A 12,173-nucleotide genomic window follows, 5' to 3' on the forward strand; every position below is an offset into this window, starting at 1 on the left:
GGATGAATGATGATGAACCTGCGCGCCTTGATTCTGTTGTTATGTGTGGCACTAACGCCTGTGGTACAGGCCGCCAATTCACTGATGGTGTGGCCGATCGATCCGGCGATTGATCCGCAAGATAAAGCCAGCGAGCTGTGGCTGGAAAATCGTGGTAACGCCACCACCATGATGCAGGTGCGCATCTTCAGCTGGCAGCAGGTCAACGGTCAGGAGCAGTATCAAACCCAGCAGCAAGTGGTGGCGAGCCCGCCAATGGTGCGACTTGAGCCAGGGCAAAAGCAGCTGGTGCGTTTAATTAAGCAAACGCCACCTGAAGCCGGACGTGAAATGTCCTATCGCGTGGTATTGGATGAGATTCCTACGCCGCGCACGCCGGGTGAGAATCAGGCCGGACTGACTTTCCAGATGCGCTATTCGGTACCGCTGTTCATCTACGGCAACGGCGTCACGCGTGACACGGCAAAACCGCAGCTGAGCTGGCAGGAAGTAAACAGCGGCGGCAAACGCTGGCTGGAGCTGACCAATCGCGGTAACGGTCACGCGCGTTTGAGTAACGTCACCATTGGCGGACGCAAAATGGGCAATGGTTTATTTGGCTATGTGCTGGCCAACAGCAGTAATCGCTGGCCGTTAACCCGCAGCGTGAGCGGTGAGCTGTCTGCAGACATGAATAAAGGTCACTGGAGCAGCGCTGCCGCGCGTTGATGACGTTAACGCCGCATCCCTGCGCGCTGGCCGTTGCCAGCGTGCTTTGTATCAGTCCGATGAGTAGCAGTGCGGAAACCTTCTCCGAACTGCCACCGCCGCCTGCGCTGCAGAATAACGCCAGCGGTCAACAATACATGCTGGAACTGGTGGTGAATCAGGGCGAACGGGGCGACATCGTACCGGTTGAACGTAAGAATGGCGATTTCTGGCTGCGACGCGGCGATCTGCAACGCGCCGGTATTCCGGCCGAGAAACTGCAAGGCCAGCAGATCGATGTCAATCAACTCAGCGGAGCGAAAGTGGAGTATGACGAACGACGCCAGCGCCTGTTATTGACGGTGCCACCCGCCTGGCTGCCGGGTCAAACCATTGGTCAGTTGCAAAACGCGCCCCGCTTTCCTGGCCGTGCCAGCAACGGCGCCCTGCTCAACTATGACTTCTACGCTACGCGTACCGATAACGCCGGTTCGCGTCTCTCCAGCTGGAACGAACTGCGCTTGTTTGGCCCGGCTGGTCAGTTTTCCACCAACGGCGTCTACGTGCAGCAACTGGAAGGTGGCGTTGCCGGTCAGCAGGAAGGCTATATCCGCTACGATACCTGGTTCAGTAACGAAAATGAGAACGCGGCGATCAGCTGGCGCGCCGGGGATTTGGTCACCGATGCGCTGAGCTGGAGCAACAGCGTGCGGCTGGGTGGCGTGCAGATTGGCCGCGACTTCAGCGTACGGCCGGATCTGGTGACCTATCCGCTGCCCGCCTTTTCCGGCCAGGCGGCAGTGCCCTCTTCGGTCGATCTGTTCATCAACGGTTATCGCAGCACACAGGCCGACGTGCAACCCGGTCCGTGGTCGCTGACTAACGTTCCTTTCGTCAACGGCGCAGGCGATGCGGTGATCACCACCACCGATGCGGTGGGCCGACAAGTCACCACCACGCTGCCGTTTTACGTCTCCAGCAGTTTGCTGAAAACCGGGTTATCCGATTACTCAGTTTCCGCCGGTGCAATTCGCGAAAATTACGGCATAAACAATTTTGATTACGGCGCGGCGGCGGCCAGCGTCTCTTATCGCTACGGGCTAAACGACTGGCTGACGCTGGAGAGCCATGCGGAAGGCAGCGACAGCGTGGCGATGGGCGGCGCGGGTGGATTGGTGAAGCTCGGCAGTTTTGGCGTGGTGAATGGCGCGCTGGCGCAGAGCCAGATGGACGGTAATCCCGGCACGCAATACAGCTGGGGCTATCAGTACAACAATAGTTGGTTCAGCCTGGGAACCCAGCACATCATTCGCAGCGTCGATTTCGGTAATCTCGCGCTGGTCGGCAGCCGTGGCGACAGCGCGAACACCAGTTACTCGCTGGCGCGACGCAGCGCGCAATACACCGCCAGCGTGTCGCTAAGTGACTACGGCAGCCTTGGCCTGGCTTATTTTGATATCTCCGGCGGCAACGGTGACCGCACCCGTTTATTAAATCTGTCGTGGAGTAAAAATCTGTGGGGCAACAGCAGCCTGTATATCTCCGCCAGCCGCGTTCAGGATCAGGGCAACTGGAGCGGCGCCATTTCGCTGATCATCCCTTTCGGCGAACAGAGCAGCGCCTCGGTAAGCACGGAACGCGATCAGGAGGGCAATAACAGCCAGCGTCTGTATGTGTCGCGCGCGATGCCAACCGACGGTGGCTTCTCCTGGGATGCGGCCTGGGCTAATCAGGGCAGCGACAGTGGCGATTATCGTCAGGCCAGTCTGCGTTATCGCAATAACAAAATTGATACCTCAGCCGGTTTCTACGGCGATAACGACAACACCACGCAATGGGCCGATTTTACCGGCTCGGTGGTATTGATGGATAACCGCGTGTTCGCTGCCAACGACATTAACGATGCCTTCGTGGTAGTGAAAACCGATTATCCGGATGTCACGGTGCGTTATGAGAACCAGACGATGGGCCGCACCGATAAACAAGGCTATCTGCTGGTGCCATCGATCAGCAGCTATTACGGCGCCAAATACGACATCAATACGCTGGACCTGCCCGCCGATCGCACCGCGCCGAAGGTTGAACAACGCTTTGCGGTGAAGCGTAAGAGCGGCTATCTGCTCAACTTCCCGGTGGAGCGTCTGCGCGCCGCCAGCGTGGTACTGCATGACAGCAATCATCAGCCGCTGCCGATTTCCAGCCAGGTGCTACGCCCGAATCAGGCCACCGAATATGTCGGCTGGGACGGCATTGTGTGGATGGAAGATCTCGGGGCTAATAACCCGATTCATGTGGTGACGCCAGATGGTCGCAGCTGCGATACGCAACTGGACATCGCCGACGGCCAGCCAAAAGCACTGGAAACCTACGGACCGCTTACCTGCCCGCTGCCACCGCCGCCGCAAGGCTCTGCGGTGAGCAGCGCGGATAATTCACCATCAGGGATTTCACCATGAGAAAGCTTCTGCTCCTGCTGGCGCTGTTTTTACTGCCGGGAACCAGCTATGCGTTGTGTAGCTTATCGGCCCCCGCCGCCACGTTCGGATCGGTTACCACGTTTTCCGTCGCTTCAACGGTGAATAACACCTCAAGCACCACTAACGTCAACTGCGGCTCGGGGACGCTTTCGCTGTTGGGCTCCGATAACATCACCTACGCTTTTAGCACCGCCTCAAACCTCAGCGGTACGCGCGCCGTGTTGAAAACCGCCAGCGGCGGCACCGATAACATTCCGATTCAGCTGTGTATCGACAGCGCCTGCGCCACCGAATTACAGCAGGGCGGCAGCTATCGCTGGAGTTCCGCCTCGCTGCTGGCACTGGGAAACACCCTCAATTTCAACATTCCGCTCTACTTCCGCACCGTACCCGGCCAGGTGATCGCCGCCGGCACCTATACCACCACCATTACCATTACCGTGAGTTATACGGTGTGCGCCGGGTTGAACGTGGCAGGATTGTGTGTGGGAACGGTGCAGTCCAGCACCGGTACGGCGATGCCGATGACCGTGAATCTGGTGGTTACCAATGATTGCACCACCATCACCGCGCCGAACGTCAGTTTCGGCAGTGCGCCGCTGGTAGGGACGTTCTCAACCGTGCAGCAGACGATTAACGTGGTGTGTTCAAAAGGCAGCACTTACACCGTGGGACTAAGCAACGGCAGCTACTACAGCGGAACCACGCGGCAGATGGCGAGCGGAACTAACCGTTTGGCGTATGATATTTACAAAGGCACTACCACGACTTCGCGCTGGGGGCCGACCGGCACCGATCGCTGGAGCAGCAACACCTCGACATCGCTGAATGTGGATACCGTGACGCGCAACTTTACCTATACGGCGCAGATTTTGACGACGCAGAATACGCCCGCGGCGGGGAATTATACTGATAGCGTGGTGGTGGATGTGTCGTTTTAAATGAATTCGCGCGCGCGGTTCCTCATCTCAGGCATCTGCCATCAGCGGGAGAGATGAAGCGCAGTATTCACTGTAAATGCGGCGGACGGTAGCCCCTACGCGAAAGGCTGGGGCAACAACGACATATCGACATGCGGTAAGCCTGTAAACGTAGCGGCCTTCCAGTAAATATTGGATGGCCGCAAATCAGATGCCGCAACTCTATTTTATACGAACGCCGAAACTTAAAACGTCTCCCAGTTACCCTCTCCCGCCGCAGCGGTCAGCGCTTTACGCGGTGCGCCGAGCGTGGGTGGGGCGATCTGTGGATGACGCACGCCGCTTCTGGTCTGCGGCTGCGCGTGTGTCGCGCGCGGTACGCGGAACACCGCCACCGACTGGCTCAGGCGACTCGCCTGCTCTTCCAGTGAAGCCGCCGCCGCCGCAGACTCTTCCACCAGCGAGGCGTTCTGCTGCGTCACGCGATCCATCTCCGTCACCGCCTGGCCAACCTGATCAATTCCACGGCTCTGCTCATCCGACGCCGAGGCAATTTCGCCCATGATGTCGGTGACGCGCGTGACCGCATTAACGATATCGCTCATGGTCTCGCCAGCGGTGCCGACCAGTTCAGATCCGCTGTTGACGCGGCTGACGGAATCTTCAATCAGCCCTTTAATCTCTTTCGCCGCCTGCGCACTGCGCTGGGCCAGATTACGGACTTCACCCGCGACCACCGCAAATCCACGGCCCTGTTCACCGGCGCGCGCCGCTTCTACCGCCGCATTCAGTGCCAGAATATTGGTCTGGAAAGCAATGCCGTCGATCACGCTGGTGATGTCGGCGATCTTCTTCGAACTGCCGGCGATGTCGCTCATAGTGCGCACCACGCCTTGCACCACGTCACCGCCCTTCTGCGCGGTTTCGGAAGCACTCAACGCCAGCTGCGACGCCTGACGCGCGTTTTCGGCGTTCTGCTTCACGGTGGCGGTCAGCTGTTCCATGCTGGCGGCGGTCTGCTCCAGTGAAGCCGCCTGCTCTTCGGTACGTGCCGAGAGATCGTTGTTGCCCGCAGAGATTTCGCTCGCTCCGGTAAAAATGGCGTCCGAACCGTCACGCACATCACTTACCGTGCGCACCAGCGACTGCTGCATCTCATGCAGGCTTTCCGCCAGCTGACTCATTTCATTGCGTCCCTCGACCGCGATGCTCTGCGTCAAATCGCCCTGCGCAATGTGCTGAATATGCTGAATGTTGTCGTTCAGCGGCTTGATGAGGATTTTGCGCATGCCGAACCAGCACAGCACAATCACCGCCACCACAATCGCCAATACCGCCGTCAACAGCCAGATCATGTGATCGTAGGCTGAGCTGTTGGCTTCGACGCCCGCCGCGGTCAGGCGATCCTGATCGGCACGCCATTGGCGATACTCTTTCAGGAAGGCATTTTGACTCGGCGCAACCGGCACTTTAGCCGCCTGATCGAGATCTTTTGCCACCAGCGCATCCTGCATCTGGCCCAGCGCGCTGGCATAGGCGGTATAGGTTTGATCGAGACGTTTGTTGAGCGCGGCATCCTGTCCCGGCGTGTCCGGCGTAGCTTTAAACAGCTGGTAGTTATCGGCGGCCTCTTTCTGGAAGGCTTTGCTGTCGCCATACAAACCGGCGATATCCGCTTCGGTACCGGTCAGTTTGCTGGTTGCCATGCGCAGCTGAATGCGGGTTAACACCACACGGCTCTGATTGAGGCTCATATAGGCGTCGTTGATGGCGGCGGTGTTTTTGCTCGCCAGTTGTGAAACGTTAAAACTGTTTTTGTCATCGCTCAGCGCTTTGAAAAACAGTGAGCCGGATGCCAGCTGTAAAAAGCCAAACACCAACAACACCAGCAATAAGCTGGTGACAACGCGGATTCTCGTAAACATAGTTTGCCCTGGAAAATGAAGAAAATATCGTACCGATCAGTTATCGACCAAAGGCGGAGAAGATTGAGGGATATTACAACGATTTTTCGCGGCTTTATTGTTGATTTGTAAGGAATTAATTAACGCAGGTGATGATAACGGGCCGCAGCAGCGCGGCCCGTTGCGGGAATTATGCGGTACGCAGGTTGTCCACCAGCGCCATCTCTTCGCTGCTCAGCAGCTTTTCGATGTCGACCAGAATCAGCATGCGTTCACCCAGCGCGCCGAGACCGGTCAGGTACTCGGTGGACATGGTGACCGCGAACTCCGGTGAAGGACGAATCTGCTCTTGCGTCAGCGACAGCACGTCAGAAACGCCATCAACGACGATGCCCACCACGCGATGCTCAAGATTCAGCACGATCACCACGGTGTTCTCGTTGTACACCACATCCGGCTGCGAGAACTTCACGCGCAGGTCGATGATCGGCACGATCACGCCACGCAGGTTGGTGACGCCTTTGATGAATTCCGGCGTGTTGGCGATGCGGGTTACCTGATCGTAACCGCGAATCTCCTGCACTTTCAGAATGTCGATGCCGTACTCTTCGTCACCCAGTGTGAAAACTAAGAATTCCTGGCCCACGGTTTCGCCAGCGATTTTGGTCACGGTTGCCATGTCAGTCATTTTTTTACCCTTTCGTTATCTATTACGCTGCGGCACCGGCCACACGCTTTTCACGGTTCAACGATTGCAGTGCTGAGACATCCACAATCAGCGCCACGCTACCATCGCCCAAAATGGTGGCGGCAGAGATGCCCGGCACTTTGCGATAGTTGCTTTCAAGGTTTTTCACTACCACCTGATGCTGACCAATCAGCTGATCGACCAGCAGCGCATAGCGACGGCCTGCGCTTTGCAGAATCACCACAATGCCTTGCGTGGCGTCGGTTTTGGCGTTCTGCACCTCAAACACATTCCACAGTTCTACCAGCGGCAGATATTCGCCACGCACTTCCAGCACGCGCTCGCCACCGGCCAGCGGTTTCAGCTCTTCTGCGGTTGGCTGCAGCGATTCCATTACCGCGTTGAGCGGCAGAATGAACACTTCGTTAGCGACGCGTACTGACATGCCGTCGAGGATCGCCAGCGTCAGCGGCAGCAGGATGCGAATGGTGGTGCCCTTGCCCTGCTTCGAGGAGATTTCGACGTGACCGCCCATCTCCTGAATATTCCGTTTCACCACGTCCATGCCCACGCCACGTCCCGACACGTCGGTGACCTGCTCAGCGGTGGAGAAGCCCGGCGCGAAGATCAGCATGCCGACTTCTTCATCGCTCATGCTGTCGCTGACCGGCAGGCCGGACGACAGCGCTTTAGCCAGAATACGTTCGCGGTTCAGACCGGCACCGTCATCGATCACTTCGATGCAGATGTTGCCGCCCTGATGTTCCGCCGACAGCGTCAGGTTGCCGACGGCGGTTTTATTCGCGGCCAGACGTTTTTCCGGGGTTTCGATGCCGTGATCGAGGCTGTTACGCACCAGATGCGTTAACGGATCGATGATGCGTTCAATCAGGCTCTTATCCAGTTCGGTTGAGCTGCCGAGTAGCGTCAGTTCCACTTCTTTGCCCAGCTTGCTGGCCAGATCGCGTACCAGACGCGGGAAGCGGCTGAAGACATACTCCATCGGCATCATACGAATCGACATCACCGATTCCTGCAGATCGCGGGCGTTACGCTCCAGCTGACCCATGCTGTTAAGCAGGTCGCCGTGCGCTACCGGATCCAGCGCGCCGGAGCGCTGCGCCAGCATCGATTGGGTGATCACCAGCTCGCCAACCAGGTTAATCAGCTGGTCAACTTTCTCAACGGCAACACGGATGCTGCTGGATTCGCTGCCTTTGGCCGGTGCGGCGGCACGTTTAGGTTCGCGCTTCACCGCTGGCGTGATATCGGTGACGGTGGCGGTTTGCACCGGTTCAGCAGCTACTTCAGCAATCGGGGCGTCGGCAACGGCCGCCGTGCCTGTCGGGAAGTGAATCTGTGCTTCATCCAGCACAAAACAGAGCACCGCGACGATGTCATCTTTGCCGACGCCATCAATGGTAACTTCCAGCGAATTGGCGCCTTTCACCACGTTGCTGACGGTACCGAGATTGCCGAGCTCCTCCAGCATCAGCTCCGGCTCTTTCTCTTTCAGGTCAACCAGTTGCAGGCGCAGACCTGCGGCTGCCGCCGGTGCTGCGATCTCAACCACTTCGGCGACTTTGGGCGCTTCAGGCGCAATGCCTTTCGCTTCCAGTGCCAGCTGACGCAGCGCTTCGCAGATGTATTTAAAGCTTTCTGCATTCGGCTCCTGCGCCGTTTTATAGGCATCGAGCTGTTCTTGCATAATATCTTTGGTTTCCAAAAACAGGTTGATGATATCGGTGCTGAGCTGCATCTCGCCGCGGCGCGCACCATCCAGAATGTTTTCCAGGATGTGGGTGGTTTCCTGTAAAACCGTAAAGCCAAACGTACCGGCTCCGCCCTTGATGGAGTGGGCGGCGCGGAAGATGGCATTCAACTGCTCGGAATCGGGCTCCTGGGGATCAAGTCCCAACAGGTGTTGCTCCATATCCGCTAACAGCTCATCGGCTTCATCGAAAAACGTCTGGTAAAAATCGCTGATGTCCATGCTCACGGGATCACCTCGGCTGTGAGGGTTGGTCTGGTGTCACCACGCTCGCCGCGGGCGTCGCCGCTGCCGCAGGGGCCGTTGCAGCAGCCGGCGCAGCCGGTGTTGCAGTGGAACCTGTTGGAGCAGTCGACGCAGCCGGTACAGCGGGTGCGGTAATGTTGGGAATCATTTGCGCCGGGTCGCTCACCTGAACGGCATCGCTCTCGGCATTCTCTTTTTCAATCGCCGCTTCGGTGTCGTGATTCAACACCAGCAGGCTAATGCGGCGGTTGACTGCATCATTAGCACCACGGTTTTTCAGCTTCATGGTGTCGGCCATACCGACCACACGCAGCATTTTGGCGCCGTCGAGGCCACCAATCACCAGCTCGCGCCGTGAGGCATTGGCACGATCCGCCGACAGTTCCCAGTTGCTGTAGCCACGATCGCCGTTGGCATACTGGAAATCATCGGTGTGACCCGCGAGGCTGATTTTGTTCGGAATATCATTCAGCACCGGCGCGATAGTGCGCAGGATGTCGCGCATGTAAGGCTCCACGTCCGCGCTGCCGGTTTTAAACATCGGGCGGTTCTGGCTATCGATAATCTGAATGCGCAGTCCCTCTTCGACCATGTTGATGATCAGATGCGGACGCAGCGCTTTCAGACGCGGGTCGGCTTCAATCAGCTGGTCGAGCTTTTCACGCAGGCGATTCAGGCGGATCTCCTCCAGCTTCTTCTTCTGCGCATCCATATCGACAATCTTCTTCACTTCACCTTTCTGCTGCGTCGGATCATCGCCGCCGCCGGGGATCGGACTTTCGCTGTCGCTGCTGCGCTGACCGCCGGTCAACGCCACTTTCAGCGGCGTTTTAAAGTATTCCGCAATCTGGACCAACTCTTTGGGGCTGGAGATGGAGAGCAACCACATCACCATAAAGAACGCCATCATCGCCGTCATAAAGTCGGCATAGGCAATCTTCCACGAACCGTGGCTCCCATGGTGACCTTTATGTTTGCGCTTTTTAACCAGCACAATGGGGCGATTGCCTGCTTTCATGAATTCTCATCCGAAGTTTGTTTCGCCGGGTTCTTGGCGTTACGCACGTGCTCTTCCAGCTCCGAGAACGACGGACGTTCAGCGGAGTAAAGCGTTTTACGACCAAATTCCACCGCGATTTGCGGGGCGTAACCGTTGAGGCTGGAGAGCAACGTCACCTTCACGCACTGCATCATCTTGGTGGTTTCGGCACATTTCTGACGCAGCACCGACGCCAGCGGAGAGATAAAGCCGTAGGCCAGTAAAATTCCGAGGAAGGTACCGACCATCGCATGGGCCACTAACGCACCCAGTTCGGCCGCCGGACGGTCGGCTGACGCCAGTGCGTGCACCACGCCCATTACCGCCGCGACAATACCGAAAGCCGGTAAGCCATCACCCACCGCCGAGATACTTTGCGCGGGGACTTCACACTCGTGCTCGTAGGTCTCAATCTCTTCATCCATCAACGCTTCAATTTCGAAGGCGTTCATATTTCCGCTGACCATCAAACGCAAATAATCGGTAATAAAATCGACTAACTGTTTATCGGACAAAATACGCGGATAGTTAGCGAAAATTTCACTCTGGCTGGGATCTTCAATGTCACGTTCTAATGACAACATGCCTTGCTGACGGGATTTCGCCATCAGGCGATAAAGCAGCGCCATTAAATCCATGTATACGGCTTTGTTATATTTCGAGCCGCGCATTAACAATGGCAGCGCTTTTAATGTTTTCTTAATCGATTTGCCATTATTGCCGACTAAAAAGGCACCAATACCGGCACCGCCGATAATGATCAGCTCCGCCGGTTGATAAAGCGCGCCTAAATGTCCGCCGACCATCGCGTAGCCGCCCAACACGGAGCCGACGACCACGATATAACCCAGAATTATCAGCACAAAAAATCCTTACGTCCGTAACGTGTTGATGGAAGTTAAGCCAGAGAGCCGCAGGTGTTATTCGTTTATCGCAGGCAAAAAAAAAGCAGCGGTATTAACCGCTGCTGGATGTTTTCCACGATGCGAACAAACTTAAACGGCGCGTTTAACCTGTTCATCCAGCAGTTGTGGAAAGGTATCGGCAGAATCTGCAGAAAGTTTACGTCTTTTTACGGCACGTGATGGCGGCTGGCACAGGCTGCAGACAAAGCTGCCGATGGGCTGATGAGCGTGGTTAATAAAGCTTCCACCACAGCACTTACAGTCAGACAGTTCCAGCATGCCACTTTCAACGAATCGCACCAGGGTCCATGCACGCGTTAGCGCCAACAGCGGGCCCTCGTCCGATTGCGGACACTGCTCAAGATACAAGCGATAAGCTTTGATTACCGCTTCAACGCCACTGTTCAAGCCGGTTTTCAGCAAGAACTGCCAGGCGTTACAGAACATAGAAGAGTGGATATTTTGTTCCCAGGTCATGAACCAATCGGTAGAGAATGGCAGCATACCTTTCGGTGGTGGCGCACCACGCAACTCTTTATAGAGTTTAATCAGGCGACCACGGCTCAGCTGAGTTTCACTCTCCAGCATTTGCAGTCGTGCGCCCAATGTAATCAGCTCCATGGCCAGCTGAATATCACGCGCTTCCTGAACAATACTTTTTTCGGTCATTAAACGGCCCTCTTCTTCGCAGAGACGTCATCTTTAGACGCATTTCGCAGGAGACGGCTGGATAATAAAATACCGGTGTGGATTTGCTGTAAGTCATCCACACGTGACTCTTGAGTCAGGCGATTAATATGGTTGTGATCGGTAAATCGGAACTGGCAAACCAGTTGGTTGGTTTCCGCTAATTTTACCATCTCAGGTAAAGTTAATTGCGACAATGCATCCGCCATCGATTCATCGATGCCTAAACGAAACATTGCTGAAGCTTTTTCCTGGTTAATTAAACGCTGAGCAAGAAGCAAATATGACAGATTGATGTCATATATATGTTTTAGTAATTCTGATGTACCCATTTTTTTCCATCCTGATAGACGCGACACATATACGGCCACAGAATTAAATTGTTCTATGGTTCGGGCTGCTGGTTGGTAAATCTAAAGATGGCAAAAAATAATCAGGCTTGAGCCAACGTGCTCCTGACTGTTGCACTTTTCGTCAGGACACTGATCTGTAGTAATCAAAACTCCAGGCCATTCTTTGCTTGAGTTGTAACCATCTTCCGTGACGTCTGCTTACAGTTTTTTAAGACTAATCTGAAAACAAGGCAAATCTATATTGTCTGATTTCGACATACAACGTGAGTGGCGCGAAATTTTAGATAAAGTGTGATCTACGTCACACTTTTAAGGCAAATTTTTTCTCTAAACCTTCAGCATCGCTTTTCTGTTGTCCATTTTTTGCGCGATTTATGATTATTTCCTTAATATTTTGCTGAAGTAAGGCGGATTTTAGGCTGTGCGGAAGATTGTCATTACAACGCGATCAGTTATCTGTTCTATGGCAATTAGGGTGCTATAACACGCCATATAA

General features: G+C 55.6%; 10 protein-coding genes. 3 read left to right on the plus strand and 7 right to left on the minus strand.

Going from position 1 to position 12,173, the window contains the following annotated elements; genetic code table 11:
• The first annotated feature begins 9 nt into the window (after nt 1-9).
• Genes K5Y30_RS03880 through K5Y30_RS03890 form a run of 3 tightly spaced genes read left to right on the plus strand, consistent with a single transcriptional unit; the run spans nt 10 to nt 4,105 of the window.
• The gene (locus K5Y30_RS03880; RefSeq protein WP_222210908.1) at nt 10-708 is read left to right on the plus strand and encodes a molecular chaperone; all 699 of its coding nucleotides are present in this window, start codon (nt 10-12) and stop codon (nt 706-708) included.
• Nucleotides 708-3,143, plus strand: a complete 2,436-nt coding sequence (locus K5Y30_RS03885; protein ID WP_255606558.1) for a fimbria/pilus outer membrane usher protein — start codon at nt 708-710, stop codon at nt 3,141-3,143. Before K5Y30_RS03880 ends, K5Y30_RS03885 begins: the two co-directional genes overlap by 1 nt.
• Entirely contained in the window at nt 3,140-4,105 is a 966-nt protein-coding gene (locus K5Y30_RS03890; RefSeq protein WP_222181864.1) for a spore coat U domain-containing protein, read from the plus strand. The genes K5Y30_RS03885 and K5Y30_RS03890 overlap by 4 nt, the downstream gene beginning before the upstream one ends.
• A 224-nt stretch (nt 4,106-4,329) precedes the next feature.
• Here K5Y30_RS03890 and K5Y30_RS03895 read toward each other — a convergent pair whose 3' ends face one another.
• From K5Y30_RS03895 to flhD, 7 genes are all read right to left on the minus strand, one after another.
• A complete protein-coding gene (locus K5Y30_RS03895; protein ID WP_222210537.1) occupies nt 4,330-6,009 on the minus strand; it encodes a methyl-accepting chemotaxis protein in 1,680 nt (559 codons plus the stop codon).
• A gap of 169 nt (nt 6,010-6,178) precedes the next feature.
• Nucleotides 6,179-6,676 carry a chemotaxis protein CheW gene (gene cheW, locus K5Y30_RS03900; protein WP_008102858.1) on the minus strand — a complete coding sequence of 166 codons (498 nt, stop codon included), beginning with the start codon at nt 6,674-6,676 and terminating at the stop codon, nt 6,179-6,181.
• A 22-nt stretch (nt 6,677-6,698) separates the two neighbouring features.
• Nucleotides 6,699-8,669: a chemotaxis protein CheA gene (gene cheA / locus K5Y30_RS03905; protein WP_222182888.1), complete on the minus strand. Its 1,971-nt coding sequence runs from the start codon at nt 8,667-8,669 to the stop codon at nt 6,699-6,701.
• Nucleotides 8,670-8,679: 10 nt separating this feature from the next.
• Nucleotides 8,680-9,711 carry a flagellar motor protein MotB gene (motB, locus tag K5Y30_RS03910; protein WP_222210538.1) on the minus strand — a complete coding sequence of 344 codons (1,032 nt, stop codon included), beginning with the start codon at nt 9,709-9,711 and terminating at the stop codon, nt 8,680-8,682.
• Entirely contained in the window at nt 9,708-10,595 is an 888-nt protein-coding gene (motA, locus tag K5Y30_RS03915; protein ID WP_007891047.1) for a flagellar motor stator protein MotA, read from the minus strand. Before motA ends, motB begins: the two co-directional genes overlap by 4 nt.
• 132 nt (nt 10,596-10,727) lie before the next feature.
• On the minus strand, nt 10,728-11,306 hold the full coding sequence (flhC, locus tag K5Y30_RS03920) for a flagellar transcriptional regulator FlhC (RefSeq protein WP_110865989.1): 579 nt from the start codon (nt 11,304-11,306) through the stop codon (nt 10,728-10,730).
• Complete coding sequence (flhD, locus tag K5Y30_RS03925) at nt 11,306-11,656, minus strand: flagellar transcriptional regulator FlhD (RefSeq protein WP_008102850.1); 351 nt, start codon at nt 11,654-11,656, stop codon at nt 11,306-11,308. Before flhD ends, flhC begins: the two co-directional genes overlap by 1 nt.
• Nucleotides 11,657-12,173 lie beyond the last annotated feature (517 nt).

Source organism: Pantoea sp. DY-5, assembly GCF_019795955.1.
GTDB lineage: Bacteria > Pseudomonadota > Gammaproteobacteria > Enterobacterales > Enterobacteriaceae > Pantoea > Pantoea leporis.

Excerpts from the sequence above, each read along its gene's own strand:
- K5Y30_RS03880 (WP_222210908.1), top strand. The coding sequence starts at position 10 with ATGATGAACCTGCGCGCCTTGATTCTGTTGTTATGTGTGGCACTAACG.
- K5Y30_RS03885 (WP_255606558.1), top strand. The coding sequence starts at position 708 with ATGACGTTAACGCCGCATCCCTGCGCGCTGGCCGTTGCCAGCGTGCTT.
- K5Y30_RS03890 (WP_222181864.1), top strand. The coding sequence starts at position 3,140 with ATGAGAAAGCTTCTGCTCCTGCTGGCGCTGTTTTTACTGCCGGGAACC.
- K5Y30_RS03895 (WP_222210537.1), bottom strand. The coding sequence starts at position 6,009 with ATGTTTACGAGAATCCGCGTTGTCACCAGCTTATTGCTGGTGTTGTTG.
- cheW (WP_008102858.1), bottom strand. The coding sequence starts at position 6,676 with ATGACTGACATGGCAACCGTGACCAAAATCGCTGGCGAAACCGTGGGC.
- cheA (WP_222182888.1), bottom strand. The coding sequence starts at position 8,669 with ATGGACATCAGCGATTTTTACCAGACGTTTTTCGATGAAGCCGATGAG.
- motB (WP_222210538.1), bottom strand. The coding sequence starts at position 9,711 with ATGAAAGCAGGCAATCGCCCCATTGTGCTGGTTAAAAAGCGCAAACAT.
- flhC (WP_110865989.1), bottom strand. The coding sequence starts at position 11,306 with ATGACCGAAAAAAGTATTGTTCAGGAAGCGCGTGATATTCAGCTGGCC.
- flhD (WP_008102850.1), bottom strand. The coding sequence starts at position 11,656 with ATGGGTACATCAGAATTACTAAAACATATATATGACATCAATCTGTCA.